Genomic DNA, 21,513 nt, shown 5'->3' on the forward strand with positions numbered 1-21,513 from the left:
ATAGGTTAAAAATTAAAATTCCCCGCAAAAACTCCCCATAATGCAGCGTCAAGCACGGCAGAAAGAAAAGCGAGTATAAGGCAACTCACTCCCCTTGAAAGAAAGTCCGATATATACCTGTGCGAAGATCCGCCCATTTTTTTATCCGCTATAATCTGCCAAAACATATTTCCCGATGCGGTAAAAGCGGCGGAAGAAAATAAAATAAGTGCCAGACAAAATAAAAATGTTCCGGGCAACAGTACAAAAAGATAGAAAACTATACCTTTTAACGAATGAACCGAAAACAAATATCCGGCAGTAATTCCCGTACCGAAGCCCTTTAAAAACACGATAAAAGGCAGTACGGGGATTCCCCAAGGGGTTAATCCGAGTAAAAATACTGCGAACAAAAATATAAAATCAGATGCAAAGCAGGCACAAAATGTGTTAATTACATTTTGTGAAAGCCGTGCGTCAAGATTTGTAAAAAACAAAAAATCAAGAGAAGCAAGCATTTCCTTGTCGGCAGACATTGCATACACAGTTCCGCAGGCAAGTCCGACAATCAACATCGAAATAAACAATATATAAATTCCGTATCTCTTTATGTAATATTTTATATCTTGTGTTGTCAGAGAAAACCTGCCTGTTCTGATTAAATCTGTTTTTTCTTTTATCGAAAATATAAAGCCTTTCACAAAACATTCCTCCATATAATTATCCTTAATAAAAATATGCGGAATATTTTGCTTGTATGCTTATTATCTATTAATGTAATTACTTACCGAGCTCTTCTGCCCTCTTTGTGCAGGCAGCCATACCTTTTTTAACGGCATTATAAAAGCCGAGGTCTTTCATTGCATCAAGAGCAGCAATGGTAGTACCGCCCTTTGAACTTACTTTTTCAATGAGTGTATCAACACTGTCGCCGCTCTCTTTAAGCATTTTAGCCGAACCCTCAAGAGTTGCACAAATAAGATTCATTGCCTTGTCATAATCAATGCCGCACTCTTGAGCATAATCTGCCATAGCTTTTGCAAAGAGATAAATATATGCCGGGCTGCTTCCGTTTACAGATATAATCTCGTTCATATGCTCTTCTGCAATATATTCACAAACGCCGCTGCCCGCAAACATATTATAAACAATCTGTTTGTCTTCTTCAGAGATATTATCTGACGGGCAAAGTGCAGACGCACCATTGCCGAGCAAAAGCGGAGTATTAGGCATAACTCTTACTACAGGGCATTTACAATCAAGAAGATTCTGCACATATGCAATAGAAATACCTGCCGCAATTGAAACAAAAACTTTGTCAGCTGTTACCTGTGACTTTAATGCCTCAAGCACTTCGGGATAATTCTGCGGCTTAACAGCGAGAACGGTAATGTCGCTTTCAAGCATAACATCAGCGGCGGATTTTTTAATATTAATGCCTTTTTTGCTCATAATATCGCATTTTTCCTTGTCAAGGTCAAAAACATTAATAAAATCAGCCTTGCCGTCATTCTGTCCCATAAGACTGCCGATAATTGCAGTTGCCATATTTCCTGCACCAATAAAACCGATTTTCTTCATTATAATACTCCCTTTCAAATAAGTAATACCAATTAAATATTTATCACAATCCAAAGCTCGGGTTACGGGCGCAAGTATAACTGAAACCGTACTTGTTTTCGTAACCGTCCCTTATGTAATCACCGTAAAAGAATATTTCAGCCTCATCAACTCTTCTGTATAAAAGTCCCTCATAGCAATCGCCTGCCGCATGGTGATATGCAAAGAAATTCTTAGCATATGCAGACCGGCTTACATTATCAAGACTTCTGCTTGCTGACATTACAGAGGCATAGTCGGAATAAATATATCCCACCGTGCCGTCACTCAATTTAATTTTATACCAATTATCATTATAAAGACTGCCGTCAACGAAAGTAAAGGTTGTACCGTAAGACATAACGGATACAACAGAATAAGATGTTGACGCTCCGCTTCTCAAATTTACGCCGTCACCGCTTACATAGCCTTGCGCATTTGCAGACGGTTTTAATGCAGGCTGATATGCTGTATTAAGTAAAGTGTCCGACAAATCGCTGTCATTGTCAAGCGCATATGCTCCTACATTATATGTAAAGCACACAAGTGCATCGAACTGCTGTTGGTTACACTTTACATTATTTGAAATCATAAACTTATTAACTCGAGAAGTATATCCGCCACTGTTTACGGTTTGGCAAAGATAAGCATATGCCTCGGTTTTTGAAAGATTATTGTAAAATTGTTCGCCGGACCACACAACCTTGCCATAACCTAATGTTGCGTCACCCGTAATATAATCAGGTGTTACCGTAGGCAAAAATCCCTCATAATTTGCGATAAGAGAGATTATTTCATCGCTTGCACGGCGTTCACCGAGAACCGCAGTTGTAGTATCGGTTGAAGTTGTAACAAAAACTTCGCCCTCTGCATCATCTTCGACAGTTCTGTAATAGTTTTCGTCCTCTGCGAGCGAATACGCTGTATAGTTCCATGTACCCGAAGTATCAAGCACAGTTTTTGCAGACCAAATAATATTGTCGCCGTCTTTCTCTATTGAATCGGCGTGAAGTGTATAGCTTTCTTTTTCATTGGATATCGTAAAATACAAACCACGCTTTGTATTATCGGTTATAGCATTCAAAGTAACAAGGCTGTTAAGAGGCGCCGAATTAGGTGTGGCATATACGAAACGAACAGGCGCAGTTTTTTCTACAGTTACAATACAGGTACCTGCACCGTAGCTTGTTTCTGCCGAAATTACGGCAGTACCCTCGCTCTTGGCATATACAACACCGTCGCTGACTGTAGCTACATTTGAATTTGAAGTTTTCCAATCTACATATGAATCTGTGGTAAGAAAAACAGATTTGTCTTTATTTATATGAACCGCAGAATCGGAAATACTTACATAACTTCCGCTTGTAACCGTTACATAGCAACTCTCTGATATTCCGTCATATCTTGCGGTAATAACTGCCGAACCCGCAGCTTTTGCATATAAAAGTCCGTCCGAAGTTACAGATACAATATTAGAATTTGATGAAGCAAAGTTTACATTACCTTTTGCGCCGTTTACATACAAAGTGCTGTAGTTTCCTTTGTACATACTAAGACTTGTCTTTGAAAGTCCCGACTTTTGCGGTTCATCGGCATTAAGCGTTACATAATCCGCATAAACATATCCCCTTGTACCGCTGCTAAGTTCAATGTAATACCAATTACCGCTTTTTGAAACGGCGGTAATTTTTGTACCGTAATCAAGAGTAGAAATAACAGAATAATCTGTACCCGCACCCGATCTCATATTTACATCACTTGCATTTATGTAACCCGTTTTGAGAGTATCTGTAACCTCTTTTGCGGTAGCATATTCATAGTAAATATATCCCTTTGTACCGTCCGAAAGAGTGATTTTGTACCACTCGCCGTTGTACAGAGTTCCGTCGTCAAAGGTAAATTCTGTTTTGTATTCCATAACAGTCACAACACTGTAGCTTGTACCCGCTCCCGAACGAAGATTTACTCCGTCACCATTTACATAACCTGACGCTCCTGCCGTCACACTTGCGCTCACAGCCTGCTCTGTCTGTGAAAGTTCAGCCGCATTTACAGGAAGTGAAAAAAGCAACAATACGGCGGCAAGAATCGGGACTATTAATTTTTTTGCGCTTACTTTTCTCATAATACTACCCTCTGTCATTTTCTGTATTTTGGTTTTATAAGCTTGTTTCTGAGTACAACTATATAATATGTAACGAGTTTTGTTGCCGCCAAGTCATAAATTGTAAAGAATATATTTCCTGCAAGCAAGAAAATCCACGGTACATACATTCCGCCTATAGTGTATTCCTCTGCAGGCACGGCAAGTAAAAAAGCCGCTATAAAAAATGCTCCTATTACCGCTGCATTGAATACCACATATTTAAGCACAAACTGTACGGCTCTTGTTTTTATTTTTCCCTCTATTGCACCTTTAATTATCGGATAATAACCGAAAAACATAATGTAATATACAACAGCTTCCTTGTCGCCCGCAAGGAAAAGCGAAAGCAGTGAAACGCATATAAATGCACCCCACGCCCACTTATGACCTGCTTCGACTACAATCACCATAAGCACAATTCCTGCCATACAAGGAAAAGCAAAAGTACCGAGCGGCACTAATGATGTGAGCATCATAAAGACAAGCGAAAGTGCCGACAATACACCCGAAATTGTAACTTTAAAGGTTGTTTTTAACGGACTTGAAGATGACTTTTTCATATTAACAGCCCATTCTGCAACAGTTGCAAAGACAGTTTGTAAGACAGTTTACACAAAGACATGTGGTGCAGTAATCACACATAGCACCGTCACCTGTATTTGGTGTACCTTGAGTGTAGCCGCCGTAATTATAAGCCCTCTGATTATTCATATTATTAAGAGCCGCACGGTACTCCTGATTGTTAGGGTCCATATTTACAGCCTGTGTAAAGTAAGAATAAGCCTGATTTGCCCAACCCTTGCGATATGCACACATACCTTTAAGGTAATGCCATTCTGCGTCACGGTACTGTTGCTCTGTATTATCAAGAATCTGTTCGGCCTCGTTAATCATATTGCGCTGAATATAAATTCTTACACCGTGAAATCTTGTGGATTGGTGAGAATATCCGCCGGTTGCATTTGAAGTTGAACCCGAGCCTCTGCCCTTTTGCCTTAATTGATTTATTGTATCATAAGCCTCATTGATTTCCTTCATTTTTTGTTCGGCAACATCTGCAAGCGGACTGTCCGCATAATTGTCGGGATGATATTTTTTGGCAAGCTTTCTGTACGCTGCTTTAATTTCTTCATCGCTGGCATTTTCAGATACGCCAAGAACCTCATAAGGATTATTCATCTTTACTTCCTTTCTGCGACTCAAAAGATTTGTCCGAGTCCTTTTGGGTTTTATCTGTAATTTTATTCTGAATTTTCGGGAATCCTCTAAGCATCATATTGTCAAGTATCCCCTTAAAACCGTTTATATCAAGTAAATTATACGCATCATATGCCCTTGCAAGGCACTGATTAAGAGTGAGCGAAATAATATTGTTGTCTAAAGTTAAACCGTCCTCTTGTATAAAAGGGTTAAAACTTAATGACTTAGCGTCTTTTTCTATATCGTCTGCCGCATCCATAAGATAAATCCATCTGCCTATATTATATCCGTATTCGTATAAAACTCGGCTCTCGGTTTCGTCATTACCGTCTTTTGCAAGGATTTTTCCGAGCATTTGAGCTGTCGGGTCTGCCGAAATATCAACGGAAGCGCTTTTATCCTGTTCAATAACAGCCTGTCTTTCCATCATTTCAGCCACATATTCGTCAATCCACGGATAACGCTTTTTAGCTTTCTTTCTCTGATGTGAGAAAAACGGCTTAATCATTCTTGAAAACAGAGATTTAAAAAATCCGCTGTCATTTATATCATCAATAAGTTTGTAGTAAACGGTAATAATTGAAAAAGCCGCAGCCTTTTGGTAATCGTCATTTTTGCTGTAAGCAAAATTACATCTTTTAAGAGGATTGCAGGTACATCTGCCTTTCTTAAAACCGCCGCACGAAGAATGTAATGACATCAAAAGCATTGCGTAAAAAGTACAGTCATAGCTCAATGTAAGACGGGTTAAAAAAGAATAATCTTTACCCATTTGCTTGCAAAGTCCGCAGTAAACAGCCTTATATGTTTCAAACTCTTTTACAAGAAGTTCCTCTTTTTCAATCTGTAAATAACCGAACACTGTATTACTCCTATATTATTACTCACATTATACTATACTATATTTCAGGGTAAAAAGCAACAGTAAGTATGCCGAAAATAAGTGATTATTAGGTGAACAAGGGTATTGCAAAAATCTATAATTAATTATAAAATATAAATATTTATAAAACTAATAATTAACTAAGAGGTTTATTTATGAATGTATATGACTTTGATAAAACAATATATGACGGCGACTCAACAGCCGATTTCTATATTTTTTCTCTAAAAAGGCATAAAAAAATTTTATTGCTTGCCCCCTCACTTATCGGTGCTTTTATTAAATTCTATGTTTTTAAAATAGGCACAAAAACGCAGTTTAAAGAAAAAATGTATAAATTTTTAAAATACTGCGACATACAAAAAGACATAACCGACTTTTGGAATATTAATATTGACAAAATCAAGCCGTTTTATAAAAATCAACAGCAAAAAGATGATGTAATAATATCCGCATCCCCTGAATTTTTACTTGCACCAATATGCAAAACTCTCAAAATAAATTATCTTATGGCATCTGTCGTTGACGAACATACAGGCAAATACAGCGGTATAAACTGCCACGGTGAAGAAAAAGTAAGGCGATACAGAGAAATGTTTGGTGACACAAAAATTCACGAATTTTATTCCGACAGCTACAGCGACACTCCACTTGCTAAAATTTCCGAAAAGGCATTTATCGTAAAAGGTAACCGACTCCTTGATTGGGATTTTTCTAAATAAAACTGTTTATACAAAATTCTATTATATTAAATCAGGTCAATCCGATAAAAGATTGACCTGATTTTTTTGAAATATCAATATTTACAGATTTTTAATGTACTCTGAATTGTTTGAGTAAAAATTACTCATATGTTTTCCGACATTTTCAAGCATTTTCTGTACAGCCTCTTGTGCCTCTGCCTCGTCACGAGGCAAATACCATTTTACATTTCTCTCTTCGTCAACTTCATACCACAAATAATATTTCCCGTTAATCGGTAAATGTATTCTAACCATAAAACTTTGCCTCTTTGACAATTTATAACCACCCCTTAACTTTATTCTATTCCTACATATATATTATGTGCTCTGCAAAATCAATTAACAGATGCCAAGCAACATATATAGCAAAAATCAACACATTTTTATCTCTGAAACATATTATGACTTATAGCAAATTCACTTAGATTAAGCGATAGAAAGTGATTATTATGGAAAAAGAACTTAAAACCGCTGCGGCATATATCAGAGTATCTACAGACCGACAAACCGAGCTTTCTCCTGACAGTCAACTGCGTATAATAAAAGAATACGCAAAACAAAACGGTTACAATATCCCGTCAGAGTACATATTTCGAGAAGACGGATTGTCAGGCAAATATGTCAAAAAACGGCCGCAATTTATCGAGATGATAGGGCTTGCAAAGCAAAAGCCTGCACCGTTTAGTGCAATACTTGTGTGGAAGTTCAGTCGATTTGCACGGAATCAAGAAGAAAGCATTGTATATAAATCTATGCTTAAAAAGAATGATGTTTCGGTAATAAGCTGTTCCGAAACTCTTGATGAAGAAAATCCGTTTTCCTCACTTATTGAGCGTATCATAGAATGGATGGACGAATATTATTCAATCCGCCTTTCCGGGGAAGTGCTGCGAGGAATGTCAGAAAAAGTCAAACGAGGTCAGCCGGTGACTATTCCATCTTTCGGTTATGATATAGTCGATAAACAATATGTTATCAACGAAGAAAAAGCAGCAATTGTTCGTAAAATCTTTACCAATTATATAGACGGAAAGAGCAGCATGCAAATTGCATCCGAATTAAACGAAATCGGTGTCAAAACTACAAGAGGAAATCCTTTTGAAAACAGAACAATAGATTATATCCTGAAAAATCCCGTTTATATAGGAAAAATCCGTTGGAATCAAAACGGAAAAACAGATTACAGATATTCAAACAACAAAGATATTGTGTACACTCAAGGAGTACATAAATCTATTGTCAGCGATGAAATTTTTTATAAAGTTCAAAATTTGATAGAAACTAACGGTCGTAAACAAAGAAAAGGCATACACAATAATATTAAACAAGAATATATGCTGCACGGTTTAATAAAATGCAGCAACTGCGGCTCTGCATTAGCATATTCAAACAAAGGACTGCAATGCATTAAATACTCAAAATCAATATGTAAACAGTCACATTACATCAGCCTTACCAATATTAATAATCTTGTAATACTCGGACTTGAACAGGTTTTTGAAAACAAAGATTTTAAACTTTCGGTCAAGTCTTTATCTCAAACTGTTGCTGACTGCATTGATTACACTAACTTAATCGAAAAAGAAAATCAAAAAATACAACGGATAAAAAACGCATATCTTGAAGGAATCTACACCGTTGAAGAAGTAAAAGAATACAAAAAGTCTGTAGAAGATAAAATAAAAAACCTCTCTTCCCGTCAAGTTCAATTAAAACAAGAAAAAACTAAACCAAGAAAAGAAAATGTAAAAGAAAAGAAAAACTTTTTAGCAACTCTAAAAAGCCCTGCAATAAGCGAAAAAGAAAAGAACGAAATACTAAAAGGCTTTGTAGATTACATAGTCTTTAACCGCTCAACTTCTTCGGTTAATATATTTCTTTATATCTGATTATCACTTTTCGGAGTACGGTGGACCTGACGGAGAACTCGGCGCATCACTCAGATATTTAAGTCAGAGATTTACAATGCCGCTGCCGGAATTAAAAGCCACCTTAACCGACATCGGTACCGAAGAATTAAATCACCTTGAAATGATAGGTGCAATTGTATATCAGCTTACAAAAGACCTCACGGAAGATGAAATCAAAAAGCAAGGCTTTGAAGATTACTTTGTTGACCATACAACAGGCGTATATCCGCAATCGGCAGGAGGTTCACCTTATACAACCGCATCTATGCAGGTAAAAGGCGATCCAATTACAGATCTCCACGAAAATATGGCGGCTGAACAAAAAGCGCGATCGACCTATGATAATATCTTAAGATTTTGCGATGATTACGATGTAAAAGACGCAATAAGATTTTTGCGTGAGCGTGAAGTAGTACACTATCAACGCTTCGGCGAAAATCTGAGACTTATGACCGACAAACTTGACGAAAAGAATTTCTACGCATTCAACCCTTCATTTGATAAAAAATGTTTTAAAAACTGTATGAAAAAGAAATAATGCAAAATAAAGGCACCCCATAATATTCTGCGTACGGTTGCATAATTTATATTGTGTTGTTTTATACTTCATAAATGATTCTTGTTTTGCTATAAAAAACGCATAAATACAAGAATAACAATATAATAAAAAAGTCACGACTGCATATGCAATCGTGACTATAATGGTGGAGCGGGTGTCATCAAGGATGAACACCCCTCCGTTTCGGTATTTTCGCCCTCAAAAGCTTCCTCAATATCATCAAGCGGGATATTGTCGATGCTCAAAGGCTTCTTACTTGCGTTGATAATTAGGGTGAAATGATCGTCATACAAGTAGATGGATTGAACGAATATATTGATAATCGCTCTGCGCTTATTAAAATCATCAAACGGCATTTCGCACACATAATCAAGAAAGGCTAAAATCTGCGCTTCGGATAGGCAGATTTTCTTGTTGTTCTCAATAGCAAGCTGAGTTTACAATTCCTCTTTTTCTGCTTGTCGTTTATGCAGACGCTCAGTCAGCATATCAACCGATTGTCCTTGTTCAATACCTTCCCAAAGGTTTTCAATGGCAGCATCGACTTCCTTAATGGCTTTCTTGATTTCACGCACCGATATATTGTCGGGACTCTTGATACATTTCTCTGCAACACGCTTTGCAATATATCGGATTTTATCATAAGTAAGCATTTTTAGGCATTCGCTGACAACACGGTCTTCGATATATTGCTTGCCGATAATCTTCTTATCGCATTTCTTTTTGCGTGCCTTTTTGCACATATAATAGTGCTTGCCGGATTTACCCGTGCCGCCGTAGCCTACCATCATTTCTTTACAATGACCGCAGAAAAGTTTCGTAGTTAGGAGATATTCGTTTTCGCCCCTTGTTCGAGCGGGTGCTGATTTGTTTTTATTCATAAGCGATTGGACCCGATAAAATAAGTCGTCATTCAAGATGCGTGGCATTCCGCCGGGTGTTTCAACTCCTTTGTATAAATATATGCCGATATAGCGTTTGTTTTTGAGAAGGCGGCTAAGGCTGTTATATGTGAATTTGTTGCCGATAGAAGTTTTAACCTTTCTCCGCTGCAAATCCTTTACAATTTCCGCTTTGGTTTCACCACTTGCATATCGTTCAAATATTTCACGGACAATAGCCGCTTCTTCCTCGTCAACATAAAAGGTGCGGTCTGCTTTGTTGACCTTAAACCCAAGTCCCGGATTGTTGCCGTATGATAAGCATTTTTCGGCATTGATAGACATTCCCCGGTGTATCTTCTGCGCAAGTTCCACCGAGTAATATTCCGCCATACTTTCAAGAACGCCTTCGATAAGGATACCTGAAGCGTCATCGGTGATATTCTCTTTTGCAGATAAAACTCTGACGCCGTTTTTCTTTAATTTTGCCTTATAAATCGCACTGTCATAACGGTTACGGGCAAAGCGGTCAAGCTGATACACAAGTATCCCATCAAAGGTGTGTTTATCGCTGTCTGCAATCATCCTTTGAAATTCGGCACGGTTATCAAATTTACCGCTTTGTGCTCGGTCGATATATTCACCGACTACTGTGTAATTGTGTGACTCGGCATATTCATAACAGACCTTTATCTAAATATCTCGCACGGGCTTTTCTCTCAAGCTCGTGCTCTTGCTTTAATAATTCATACAAATGCGGAGACTTCTCCAAAATTTTCTCCGCACGGCGAAGCTTTTCTCGAACAGGCTTCATTTGTTTGCTGATCGCTTTTCGGCTCTCTTTGTTTTGGCTTTCATCCTCCGACGATTTTGGACGGCGGATACGATTGCTGATGTCGCTGCGCTCACGTTCCAGTGTCAAAAGCTCAGACCGAGATTGCTCAATATTTACCTGTAGGTCGGAAACTGTATGAATATCCTGCTCCTGCAAAAAGTGATAGTCGGCAATCAGTTCTTTCAAATCCTTTTCCGCCGCCCTTAAATCAGGTGACAGCAGCATTACATTTGTAAGCTCGGCGGCAATTTGAATTACTGTTATGATGATATAGAATATCATATTTACTAAAACTGTTGCCGCATCGTGGCTGTGGTCGATAGAGAATTCAAGCTTTCGCAGTTCATCTTCCAACGGAAACTTTTTAGGTCTGTACGGTGGGCGGTACTCCAAGGTGAACAGGCGGTATCTGTTCTCGGCGTTTTTATCCAACTGTGCTTGTTACGGTGTAAGACACACACCGTATGTGGTATTCGTCTGTTTTTCTGTGGCTTGCACCGTGAGGGAGCGACCTCATACAATTATTGTTTGTGCAAATCTTTCGATTGGTTCTGCTATTGGTTGATATTGGCATCACTTTTATTGTGATTACCGTCAGTTTTGAAAAATAGTGGAGTCATTGGTTTTAGTGGGGGCAATTCCTTTGGGTATTGCCATCACAGTACCGTCAAAAGCAGGAATCAGTGACATCTTAGAAGCTGTCAAGAAAATCGAGTACCGCTTCTTCGCTGTCGTCGTTTTTTCCTTTTCGGAAGGTGTTTGTGCAACGGGCTGTTACACAAGTTGTAATAAGCCGCTAAGAGGGTTTGTTTTTGCCGTTTCCTCTCGGATGGTGGATATAACCCTTTCGAGGAAAGCTTCTTCGGTTGCAGTTCTTTCTGACAGTTCCATATATCCGCAGATAGCAGAAATGACCGCCTTGCTGTATGAAACCTCTGCACCTTGCAGATATTAATAAGCCTTGCGGTCATTTTCTTTACTCAGATTAAAGCGTACTTTTAATGCTCATACCGCACCACCGTTTCTGTTAAGAGTCACGAGCGCCATATATTCATAGCCTTTGGCAGTGGCACAAATATCATCATTGATAACAACCCGGTTACGGTCATAATCAGCAAAGTTGCGAATAAGGCAACCACCGCCGCCGACCACATATAGTTTCATCAGTTTGGGATCGTATTCGTGTTCACGCAGACGGTGGAAGATACCGGCGGTGTATTCTTTTGCGGTTTTGATAACCGTTTCAAGATACTGCCCGTCAATATCTGCTGTGCCTTTCTTGAGAATTTCTGTGATTATCGCATCATCGATGGTTGTATGATAGTGCTTCATCATCTGCTCACGGATAAGCAGAGCGCATTGATGGGTGCCGTACTTCTCGGTAAACATACGCTGGGCATCAGGTTTCTTGTTTACAATCCGAAGCAGGTTCATTGTACCGTTGCCAATATCGCAGAGCATATTGACGCCCTTAAAATCACCAAGGTTTTCGGCAACAGCAGCGAACCCCTGCGGATAGATTTCTGCACCGACAATTTTAATGCGGTAATCGGTGTTACGGAAAGAAAATACAACATTGCTGTGTTGAAGCAGATATTTCTTAAACTCAGCCTTTTGCTCACGTACCCAAGTTAAGGGTAGTCCTGCGGCGATAAACACAGAAGCCTCGGTGAGGCGTTCTCTCCGTAACTCCCGTGCGATAGCGGCAAGGGTGAGTACATAATAGTCCTCGTCAGTAAACTTGTCTGCCGTAAATTCCTTATGACCGACGCCGATGGAATAGTATTTGCCGTTCCATTGGAGCAGGTCTCTGACAAAGGTGGGTTCGGTATCGCTTTTCATTACTCCGGTGGGAAAGCAGTAGTTCGCCGTTTTCATATTCCCGTAGCCGTGGTCGATACCGATAACGTACATTTCATTAAATTTTCTCATAATTTCATTTCTCCTTTTCTTACTTCAATTTGTTGTGCTTTTTGATTTGTTCGTACAGCTCTTTATCGGCGAGTAATACTGCTTTTTTGAAAAGCTTAGAGTTTTCGTGAGCCGTGTAAATGAAGCTGACCGATTTGACGAGGAACATTTGCTCCCCATAGCATTAGAAGTATTCGGCTCTGTGCCGTTTCCCGTGACAACGGAATATGTACCAATCAAGAAAGCCAGCCGCAGTAAAACTACTACTCTTGCACGCAGGCTTTATTTCGACAGCTATTACAGCTTTGTGATGACCGGCTTCTTTGAAGGCTTACATTACGGTCATTATCCAAGGAGGTGCGATATCTGCAAAAAATATTTCCTTATGACCTCTGCGGCAAGGCAAAAGTATTGTACAGGCTATGCGCCGTTTAAGCTCAAGGGCAAAGCCATTACCTGCCGGAAATACGCCGCAAGAATCAACCGTAAAGAATTAGCAGCGGGCAATCCTGTTATCCGCATCTATAAAAACCGCTGCTCTGTGCTCCGAATGGAAAGAAAACGAGGTACTGTCACAGAAGAATTTGCCGCCACAGCGCTTGATCTTGCAAAAGAGCGTATGCAGCAGGCAAAAGAGGACACGGAATATGCCAACAGTCAGTATGAGTCGGATATGAGCCGTGAAAAGCTCTACACCGAAGTCGATAAGCAGTTAAAATAACGGTAAGTATCACAGAACTGAGGTGAGTGCCGTGACAGAAATTTATATAGATAAAGCAGATTTAAATATGTATCAATTGCAGCCGGCACCGCCGAAATGGGATTTGCAGGAATATATTGTAACCTATCTGAAAGAGAAAGATAACCGCTATCTTGCTTGGTTTCTGCACTATTATGAAAAAACGCTTAACAACAATGTGCAGGAATATATGCGAAAGCTCTTTATGCCGGTGCATTTTGCGGATATGAAACAGGCATATATTGCCGGACTGCTCAAAGCATTAAAAAACTACGATATTAAGCAAGGCGCGCCGTTTACCTCGTTCAAGGAACGGTATGTGGAACGGGAGATACTGGACTATGTGCGCTCTATGCGTACAGACTTCACAGCACAAAGCATCGCAGAATATGCCAAGCTCCGTAAAGCAATGGCAATATGGTACAAATACGAGCGTGATTATTCAGATGAAACACTGATAAAGGTTGCAGGCGAGCTTGAGGAAACCGTTGAAAACGCTAAAGAAATATTACTCGGCGGTCTGCTCAATGAAAACCGGGTGGATTTGTATCGGCAATACACAGACGATGACGGTGAAGAATGCACAGAGGAGGCACATTCCGACGGTACCTCTGACACTTATACGCTGTTTATGAAAAATGAGCTGTATACCCGACTATGGGAAGCATACGAAAAACCGGAGTATACCGAACGGAAAATGTTATCTCAAAGACTCGGTTATTGCTTTGAATGCCATAGTGTGTTTTATATAGTTCATAACGATTTGGACGAATACGGTGAGCCGAAAAAGAAGCCAATCAAGAAGATGATGTATACGGATATTGCTACCGACCACGAATACAGCTCAGCAAATACGGCTCATAACAAGTGTGAAAAGGCGTTGGAGAAATTAAGAAAAGCAATAAATGATTTAATATAAATTAGCAAAAAGCGGCGGCAGGAAGATTCTATTCTTTCTGTCGCCGCTTTCCATTTTGGTAGGTATGTTCCGCTAATTTAGGCTTTATTTTTTCTTAACAGTAATCAATGAGGTCTTTTTCCCGTTTTTATTTCTCCTGTGCTATTCTTTTAGCGTAAGGAGGGATTAAATATGTCAGCCATATTTAAAGCTATACACAAATTTGATAAGCGCATTGAAGCACGAGCGGAGCATTTCGCATTCAAGCATCCGTATCTATCCTTTTTTGCGGTATTTATCGGTATGCCGATTTGAGTTCTCGCTGCCGTGTTTTTCTTCACCGTAATTATTACGGTTCCGATTGCTTTGATTTTCGGATGGCTGTAAGCGTCTTAATATAGTTTTAATGCGCTGTACATTCTGCTAATCCCGATTTAATCTTTTTGCTGTTAAAATATCAAACAAGGAGGTAAGACTATGAATATTATAATCGGATTTATCGGTCTTTGTGCTGCGGCACTGCTAATCTACTATGTTTACATACTGATGAAAGGGGATGAGCAAAAATGAGTGCGGTAATACAATACATACTCTATCTTGCCGTTCTTATTGTTTTGGCGATTCCGCTCGGCGCTTATATCAAGAAAGTAATGAACGGAGAGAAAACCTTTCTTTTCAAAATTCTAACGCCCTGTGAAAACGCTGTGTATAAGGTTATGCGCGTCAAAAAGGACGAGCAAATGAACCGGAAAAAATATGCCGTTTCCGTTCTGATTTTTTCAGGCATCGGACTTATTTTTCTGTTTTTGCTTCAGATTTTGCAGGGAGTTCTTCCCGGAAATCCGCAGGGGATTTCGGGTGTAAAATGGGATTTGTCCTTTAATACCGCAGCCAGTTTCGTAACCAATACAAACTGGCAAGCATACAGCGGCGAGTCCACATTAAGATATCTGACCCAAGCGCTCGGACTTACCGTGCAGAACTTTGTTTCCGCAGCTACGGGTATTGCCGTGCTGTTTGCCCTGATACGGGGATTTATAAAAGTAAAAGCCGATGGATTAGGCAGCTTTTGGGTTGATATAACAAGAATCGTCATTCATATTTTGATTCCGCTGAATCTTGTCATCTCCCTTTGCCTTGTGGGCGGCGGCGTGATTCAGAACCTGAAAGGCGCTGAAACCGTATCGCTCGTCGAACCGATTGCGGTAAGCGCAGACGGCGAAATTCTTGAAAACGCCGAAATTGACCTTGATACAAATACCGTAACAGTTGACGGCAAAAAAATAGAAGACGCCGAAATCGTTACCGAACAGTTTGTACCTATGGGTCCTGCGGCAAGTCAGGTCGCCATTAAGCAAACGGGTACAAACGGCGGCGGTTATATGGGCGTTAACTCCGCTCATCCGCTCGAAAACCCGAACGCCTTTACAAATTTGATTGAAATGCTTTCCATTTTGCTTATTCCTGCGGCGCTGTGCTTCACCTTTGGCAAGGCGGTAAAGAATAAAAAACAGGGCATTGCAATCTTTATGGCGATGTTTATATGCCTTGCGCTGGCGCTGGGCACGATTGCCGTCAGCGAACAGGTTGCGACGCCGCAACTTGCACAGGATGGTGTCAACGTCTCAATGACCGACCAGGCGGGCGGCAATATGGAAGGTAAGGAAACCCGATTCGGTATTGCAACATCCTCAACATGGGCGGCATTTACAACGGCGGCTTCCAACGGCTCTGTAAACTCGATGCACGACAGCTACACACCGCTCGGCGGTATGGTGACAATGCTCCTGATGCAGCTCGGCGAGGTTATCTTCGGCGGCGTTGGCTGCGGTCTTTACGGTATGCTTGCCTTTGCCATTCTGACGGTATTTATAGCCGGACTTATGGTCGGCAGAACGCCGGAGTTTTTAGGCAAAAAGATTGAACCTTATGAAATGAAATGGTCTGTGCTTGTTTGCCTTGCCACACCGATTGCCATTCTTATAGGAAGCGGTATTGCGGCTGTAGTACCGAGCGTGGCGGACAGCCTAAACAACGGCGGAGCGCACGGCTTTTCCGAAATGCTGTACACATATTCTTCCTGCGGCGGTAACAACGGCTCTGCCTTTGCCGGCTTTAATGCAAACACCGTATTTTTGAATGTTTCGCTCGGTCTTGTCATGCTGTTTGCCCGTTTCCTTCCGATCATGGGAACACTGGCGATCGCGGGCAGTCTTGCCGGCAAAAAGAAGATTGCAACAAACGCAGGTACACTTTCCACAACAAACGGTATGTTTGTATTCCTGCTGATTTTAATCGTCCTTATTATAGGCGCACTCAGTTTCTTCCCGGCGTTGGCGTTAGGACCGCTCGCTGAATTTTTCAATAATGTTATTTAAGGAGGCACTGTTATGGCATCAAATAATAAAAGTGCTTTTGCCGATAAAAAGATGCTCGGCAGAGCCATAAAAGATTCATTTGTAAAACTAAATCCCAAAACACAGGTGCAAAACCCCGTTATGCTTTTGGTATATATTTCGGCGATCCTCACAAGCGGACTGTGGATTGTATCCCTATTCGGACTAAAGGACGCTTCAAGCGGATATACCTTGGCAATCGCAGTTATTCTGTGGTTTACCTGTATTTTTGCCAATTTTGCCGAAGCGATTGCCGAGGGCAGAGGCAAGGCGCAGGCAGACGCTCTGAGAGCTTCAAAAAAAGATGTGGAGGCACACAAGATACCCTCTGCCGATAAGAAAGAACAGATAACCGCTGTTTCTTCCGCGTTGCTTAAAAAAGGCGACATTGTCATTGTGAAAGCAGGAGAGCAAATTCCGGGCGACGGTGAGGTTATTGAAGGAGCCGCTTCCGTAGACGAAAGCGCTATCACAGGCGAATCCGCACCCGTCATCCGTGAGGCAGGCTGTGACAGAAGCGCCGTAACAGGCGGTACAACCGTACTTTCCGATTGGATCGTTGTGCGGATAACAAGCAAAGTGGGCGAAAGCTTCCTTGATAAAATGATTGCTATGGTCGAGGGTGCTTCCCGTAAAAAGACGCCAAATGAAATTGCGTTGCAGATTTTTCTTGTCGCCCTTTCCATTATCTTTATTCTTGTTACGGTATCGCTTTATACCTACTCCATATTCTCGGCAAAACAGGCGGGAATTGATAACCCCACCTCTGTTACTACCTTGGTAGCGTTGCTTGTCTTCCTTGCCCCTACCACCATCGGCGCATTGCTTTCCGCTATCGGTATTGCGGGGATGAGCAGACTGAACCAAGCAAATGTACTTGCTATGAGCGGAAGAGCTATTGAAGCCGCAGGCGATGTGGATATATTGATGCTTGATAAAACCGGAACAATTACGCTCGGTAACCGCAAGGCGAACGCATTTATTCCCGTAGATGGTGTAAGTGAACAAGAACTTGCCGATGCGGCACAGCTATCCTCTCTTGCCGATGAAACGCCCGAAGGCAGAAGCGTGGTTATTCTCGCAAAAGAAAAATTCAATATTCGCGGCAGAGAGCTTTCCGACAAGAACATGACATTTATTCCCTTTACGGCGAAAACCCGTATGAGCGGCGTTGATTATGACGGCAACGAAATCCGCAAGGGGGCCGCCGATACCATGGAAAAATATGTAACCGAAAGCGGCGGAATTTATTCGGAGGAATGCGACCGAATCGTTAAAGAGATTGCGAACAAAGGCGGAACTCCCCTTGTTGTAGCGAAAAATCATAAGATTTTAGGCGTTATTCATCTGAAAGACATTATCAAGCAGGGCGTTAAGGAAAAGTTTGCGGATCTTCGTAAAATGGGTATAAAAACCATTATGATTACAGGCGATAACCCGATGACCGCCGCCGCCATTGCGGCAGAAGCGGGCGTGGATGATTTCCTTGCCGAAGCAACTCCCGAAGGCAAGCTTCAAATGATACGCGATTTTCAGAGCAAAGGACACCTTGTGGCAATGACGGGCGACGGCACGAACGACGCACCCGCACTTGCACAGGCTGATGTGGCGGTTGCGATGAACACCGGCACACAGGCGGCAAAGGAAGCGGGAAACATGGTTGATCTTGATTCGTCACCGACAAAGCTTATTGATATCGTCCGTATCGGTAAACAGCTTTTGATGACAAGAGGCAGTCTGACCACCTTCTCCATAGCGAACGATGTAGCAAAGTATTTCGCCATTATTCCCGCCTTGTTTATGGGACTGTATCCGGGTCTTTCGGCACTTAACATTATGGGACTTCATTCCCCGCAAAGCGCTGTTTTATCTGCAATCATCTACAATGCGCTGATTATTATTGCGCTGATTCCGCTGCACTCAAAGGTGTGAAATACCGTGAGGTTCCCGCAGGCAAGCTTTTGTCCCACAAACTGTTAATTTACGGTCTCGGCGGTTTGGCGACACCCTTCATCTTCGTTAAGCTGATTGATATGCTGCTTGTACTGTTCGGCTTGGCATAAGGAGGTTTTATAATGAAAACATTAAAAAATGTACTGCCGAGAGCGGCAATAATTTTTCTTATATTCACATTGCTCTGCGGCGTGGTTTATACGGGTGTCGTTACGGGGTTTGCGCAGCTTATTTTTCCCGACAAAGCAAACGGGAGTATTATTGAGGTTGACGGAAAAAAGTACGGTTGTGAGCTGCTCGGTCAGCAGTATACGGATGACGGACATATGTGGGGGCGCATTATGAATATTGATGTTTCAACCTACAAGGACGAAAACGGAAAAACTCTGATGTATGCCGCACCATCCAACCTTTCCCCGGCAAGCGAAGAATATGAGGCTTTGGTGAAAGAGCGTGTGGAAAAACTGCGGGAGACCAATCCCGACATGGACGAAACAGCAATCCCCGTTGATCTTGTGACCTGCTCGGGCAGCGGACTTGACCCCCATATTTCCCCCGCCGCCGCCAAGTATCAGGTGGCAAGAATCGCAAAAGCAAACGATATGACCGAGGACGAGGTACGGGAGATTATTAAGAAATGCACCGACGGTAAATTCTTAGGAGTTTTCGGAGAAGAAACAGTAAATGTTCTTAAAGTAAATTTGATGCTGGACGGAATTCTGTAATAGTTTTAAGGCGGAAGAGTTTCGGCTTTTCCGCCTTTATCTTTATGCAATCTTAATATCGTCTTTATCTTGCTTACGCCGATTTAATGCAGATTAAGATAAAATAAAGACAGTCTAAATTTGATATTAAGATCGCGAAGGTATCCGTTATGATAAAACGACAAAATCCAAAACACAAGCACATTACATCGTTCCAGATTATTATATTAGGCTTTCTGTCTGTGATAATTTTAGGCAGCATACTGTTAATGCTGCCCGTTGCAACAAGGGACGGCAAAGGCGCTGTATGTTCAGACGCACTGTTTACCGCCACCTCCGCAGTTTGTGTAACCGGTTTGGTTATACACGATACCGCTACATACTGGTCAATGTTCGGGCAGAGCGTAATACTGTTTTTAATTCAAATCGGCGGTATGGGCATTGTCACGGTTGCGGTTTCGGTTGCGGCTTTTTCAGGTCGAAAAATAGGTCTAATGCAGAGAAGTACTATGCAGGAGGCAGTTTCTGCACATCATGTCGGCGGCATTGTGCGGCTTACAAAATTTATATTAAAAACCTCGGTGTGCATTGAGCTGATTGGAGCAGCCCTGCTTTTGCCGGCTTTTATCCGTGATTTCGGAATTACGAAGGGTTTATGGTACGCCTTGTTCCATTCTGTTTCGGCATTCTGCAACGCAGGCTTTGACTTAATCGGCATTAAAGAGCCATTTTCGTCATTAACCTCTTATTCATCACAGCCTTTATTCAACTTCACGGTTATGGCCCTTATTATTATCGGCGGAATAGGCTTTTTAACTTGGGAAGATATTAATAACAATAAGCTTCATTTCAGAAAATACCGAATGCAAAGCAAGGTTATCCTCACGGTTACGGGAATACTGATTATCCTGCCATCGCTTTACTTTTTCTTTTTCGAGTATCAGAACCTTCCACTGGGAGAAAGAATCCTGACCTCTCTTTTCCAGTCTGTTACGCCGAGAACAGCCGGCTTTAATACCACGGATTTAACATCCTTCAGTGAGACAGGTCAAATGCTGATAATATTGTTGATGCTGATCGGCGGTTCGCCCGGTTCAACGGCTGGCGGTATGAAAACCACCACAATCGCCGTTTTGGTTTCATCGGCGCTGTCCGTGTTTCGTAAAAAGGAAGATACACACTTTTTCAAGCGGCGCATATCCGACGATACCGTGAAAAGTGCGGCAACTATCTTTTTACTGTATATTGGGCTGTTTATAGGTGGCGGAATGATCATCAGCCGCATCGAAAATCTTCCATTGCTCCCGTCACTGTTTGAAACAGCGTCGGCAATCGGAACGGTGGGGCTTTCGCTTGGCATCACCTCACAGTTGGGGATTGCTTCGCAGTTCATTCTGATTATACTCATGTTTTTCGGAAGAGTCGGAGGACTGACATTGATATTTGCGGCAATGAAAGGTACGGGGATAAACGTAACAAAATATCCGCAGGAAAAAATAACGGTTGGCTAAAGGAGAAATAATATGAAATCTGTTTTATTAATAGGGCTTGGAAGGTTTGGCAGGCATATTGCTATGAAGCTTAACGAGATGCGGCATCAGGTTATGGCTGTAGACAAAGACGAAAAAAGAGTAAATGCGGTATTGCCCTTTGTTATGAACGCGCAAATAGGTGATGCAACAAATGAGGAGTTCTTGGAGTCTTTGGGCGTAAATAATTTTGATGTTTGCATCGTTGCAATCGGGGACGATTTTCAAAGCTCGCTTGAAACGACATCTCTATTAAAGGAATTGGATGCCAAAAAGATAGTTTCCCGTGCGGCACGGGAAGTACACGCAAAATTCCTTCTGCGAAACGGTGCGGATGAAATCGTATATCCCGAAAGGCAGCTTGCGGATTGGACGGCTATCCGCTATACTGCCGACCATATCCTCGATTACATAGAGTTGGACAGCGATCATGCAATTTTTGAAATTGCCGTACCCGAAAAATGGATCGGAAAAACCGTTATTGAAGCAGATGTGCGTAAAAAGCACGGTATCAATATTATGGCGATTAAACGCGACGGTAAAATGAATCTAAATTTTGCGCCTGAAACAAGCTTTATACCGGGTGACACTATTTTGGTGCTGGGTGATACCAAAAACATACAAAAGTGTTTTCACATATAAATTCCG

22 protein-coding genes and 1 pseudogene are annotated in these 21,513 nt (G+C 41.4%); 12 read left to right on the forward strand and 11 right to left on the reverse strand.

Annotation, left to right across the window (positions count from 1 at the left end):
- Positions 1–5: 5 nt before the first annotated feature.
- The 6 genes from H8R91_RS03945 to H8R91_RS03970 all read right to left on the reverse strand — a co-directional run bounded on the left by H8R91_RS03945 (position 6) and on the right by H8R91_RS03970 (position 5,786).
- Entirely contained in the window at positions 6–680 is a 675-nt protein-coding gene (locus H8R91_RS03945) for a stage II sporulation protein M (RefSeq protein WP_186934935.1), read from the reverse strand.
- A 79-nt stretch (positions 681–759) separates the two neighbouring features.
- Positions 760–1,560 (reverse strand): pyrroline-5-carboxylate reductase, encoded by an 801-nt coding sequence (gene proC / locus H8R91_RS03950; protein ID WP_186934936.1) that lies wholly within the window; start codon positions 1,558–1,560, stop codon positions 760–762.
- Between the two features lie 43 nt (positions 1,561–1,603).
- The gene (locus H8R91_RS03955) at positions 1,604–3,703 is read right to left on the reverse strand and encodes an SH3 domain-containing protein (protein WP_186934937.1); all 2,100 of its coding nucleotides are present in this window, start codon (positions 3,701–3,703) and stop codon (positions 1,604–1,606) included.
- A gap of 14 nt (positions 3,704–3,717) precedes the next feature.
- Entirely contained in the window at positions 3,718–4,284 is a 567-nt protein-coding gene (locus tag H8R91_RS03960) for a hypothetical protein (protein ID WP_186934938.1), read from the reverse strand.
- A 1-nt stretch (position 4,285) separates the two neighbouring features.
- The gene (locus tag H8R91_RS03965; RefSeq protein ID WP_186934939.1) at positions 4,286–4,903 is read right to left on the reverse strand and encodes a J domain-containing protein; all 618 of its coding nucleotides are present in this window, start codon (positions 4,901–4,903) and stop codon (positions 4,286–4,288) included.
- On the reverse strand, positions 4,896–5,786 hold the full coding sequence (locus H8R91_RS03970; protein ID WP_186934940.1) for a DUF5685 family protein: 891 nt from the start codon (positions 5,784–5,786) through the stop codon (positions 4,896–4,898). The genes H8R91_RS03965 and H8R91_RS03970 overlap by 8 nt, the downstream gene beginning before the upstream one ends.
- A gap of 176 nt (positions 5,787–5,962) precedes the next feature.
- Here H8R91_RS03970 and H8R91_RS03975 point away from each other — a divergent pair, with 176 nt between their 5' ends.
- The gene (locus tag H8R91_RS03975; protein WP_022234647.1) at positions 5,963–6,529 is read left to right on the forward strand and encodes an HAD-IB family phosphatase; all 567 of its coding nucleotides are present in this window, start codon (positions 5,963–5,965) and stop codon (positions 6,527–6,529) included.
- Between the two features lie 81 nt (positions 6,530–6,610).
- Here the strand turns inward: H8R91_RS03975 and H8R91_RS03980 are convergent, their stop codons facing one another.
- The gene (locus H8R91_RS03980; RefSeq protein ID WP_186934941.1) at positions 6,611–6,805 is read right to left on the reverse strand and encodes a hypothetical protein; all 195 of its coding nucleotides are present in this window, start codon (positions 6,803–6,805) and stop codon (positions 6,611–6,613) included.
- Positions 6,806–6,999: 194 nt separating this feature from the next.
- On the opposite strand from H8R91_RS03980, the gene H8R91_RS03985 reads away from it, so the two are divergent.
- Positions 7,000–8,439 carry a recombinase family protein gene (locus tag H8R91_RS03985; RefSeq protein WP_186934942.1) on the forward strand — a complete coding sequence of 480 codons (1,440 nt, stop codon included), beginning with the start codon at positions 7,000–7,002 and terminating at the stop codon, positions 8,437–8,439.
- Positions 8,420–8,998 carry a manganese catalase family protein gene (locus H8R91_RS03990; protein WP_186935014.1) on the forward strand — a complete coding sequence of 193 codons (579 nt, stop codon included), beginning with the start codon at positions 8,420–8,422 and terminating at the stop codon, positions 8,996–8,998. The genes H8R91_RS03985 and H8R91_RS03990 overlap by 20 nt, the downstream gene beginning before the upstream one ends.
- 158 nt (positions 8,999–9,156) lie before the next feature.
- On the opposite strand, the gene H8R91_RS03995 is transcribed toward H8R91_RS03990, so the two are convergent.
- From H8R91_RS03995 to H8R91_RS04005, 3 genes are all read right to left on the reverse strand, one after another.
- On the reverse strand, positions 9,157–9,375 hold the full coding sequence (locus tag H8R91_RS03995; protein WP_186934943.1) for a hypothetical protein: 219 nt from the start codon (positions 9,373–9,375) through the stop codon (positions 9,157–9,159).
- Between the two features lie 81 nt (positions 9,376–9,456).
- Entirely contained in the window at positions 9,457–10,593 is a 1,137-nt protein-coding gene (locus tag H8R91_RS04000) for a recombinase family protein (protein WP_186935015.1), read from the reverse strand.
- Positions 10,577–11,167: a hypothetical protein gene (locus H8R91_RS04005; RefSeq protein ID WP_186934944.1), complete on the reverse strand. Its 591-nt coding sequence runs from the start codon at positions 11,165–11,167 to the stop codon at positions 10,577–10,579. Before H8R91_RS04005 ends, H8R91_RS04000 begins: the two co-directional genes overlap by 17 nt.
- Positions 11,168–11,378: 211 nt before the next feature.
- Here H8R91_RS04005 and H8R91_RS04010 point away from each other — a divergent pair, with 211 nt between their 5' ends.
- Positions 11,379–11,690: a hypothetical protein gene (locus tag H8R91_RS04010; protein ID WP_186934945.1), complete on the forward strand. Its 312-nt coding sequence runs from the start codon at positions 11,379–11,381 to the stop codon at positions 11,688–11,690.
- A 50-nt stretch (positions 11,691–11,740) separates the two neighbouring features.
- Here the strand turns inward: H8R91_RS04010 and H8R91_RS04015 are convergent, their stop codons facing one another.
- On the reverse strand, positions 11,741–12,667 hold the full coding sequence (locus H8R91_RS04015) for a ParM/StbA family protein (protein ID WP_186934946.1): 927 nt from the start codon (positions 12,665–12,667) through the stop codon (positions 11,741–11,743).
- Between the two features lie 106 nt (positions 12,668–12,773).
- Between H8R91_RS04015 and H8R91_RS04020 the strand changes: the two genes are divergently transcribed.
- From H8R91_RS04020 to H8R91_RS04060, 8 genes and pseudogenes are all read left to right on the forward strand, one after another.
- Positions 12,774–13,367: a DUF6076 domain-containing protein gene (locus H8R91_RS04020; protein WP_302186616.1), complete on the forward strand. Its 594-nt coding sequence runs from the start codon at positions 12,774–12,776 to the stop codon at positions 13,365–13,367.
- A gap of 31 nt (positions 13,368–13,398) precedes the next feature.
- Entirely contained in the window at positions 13,399–14,304 is a 906-nt protein-coding gene (locus H8R91_RS12040; RefSeq protein WP_243237686.1) for a sigma-70 family RNA polymerase sigma factor, read from the forward strand.
- A gap of 171 nt (positions 14,305–14,475) precedes the next feature.
- Positions 14,476–14,598 (forward strand): hypothetical protein, encoded by a 123-nt coding sequence (locus H8R91_RS12250; RefSeq protein ID WP_279287555.1) that lies wholly within the window; start codon positions 14,476–14,478, stop codon positions 14,596–14,598.
- Between the two features lie 251 nt (positions 14,599–14,849).
- The gene (gene kdpA / locus H8R91_RS04040) at positions 14,850–16,661 is read left to right on the forward strand and encodes a potassium-transporting ATPase subunit KdpA (protein WP_186934947.1); all 1,812 of its coding nucleotides are present in this window, start codon (positions 14,850–14,852) and stop codon (positions 16,659–16,661) included.
- A gap of 12 nt (positions 16,662–16,673) precedes the next feature.
- A pseudogene (gene kdpB, locus H8R91_RS04045) lies at positions 16,674–18,742 on the forward strand (potassium-transporting ATPase subunit KdpB).
- Between the two features lie 12 nt (positions 18,743–18,754).
- The gene (gene kdpC / locus H8R91_RS04050; RefSeq protein WP_186934948.1) at positions 18,755–19,357 is read left to right on the forward strand and encodes a potassium-transporting ATPase subunit KdpC; all 603 of its coding nucleotides are present in this window, start codon (positions 18,755–18,757) and stop codon (positions 19,355–19,357) included.
- 149 nt (positions 19,358–19,506) lie between these two features.
- A complete protein-coding gene (locus H8R91_RS04055) occupies positions 19,507–20,847 on the forward strand; it encodes a TrkH family potassium uptake protein (RefSeq protein WP_186934949.1) in 1,341 nt (446 codons plus the stop codon).
- Between the two features lie 12 nt (positions 20,848–20,859).
- Positions 20,860–21,507 carry a potassium channel family protein gene (locus tag H8R91_RS04060; RefSeq protein ID WP_117704736.1) on the forward strand — a complete coding sequence of 216 codons (648 nt, stop codon included), beginning with the start codon at positions 20,860–20,862 and terminating at the stop codon, positions 21,505–21,507.
- Positions 21,508–21,513 lie beyond the last annotated feature (6 nt).

This window comes from Ruminococcus intestinalis (assembly GCF_014288065.1).
GTDB lineage: Bacteria > Bacillota > Clostridia > Oscillospirales > Acutalibacteraceae > Ruminococcoides > Ruminococcoides intestinale_A.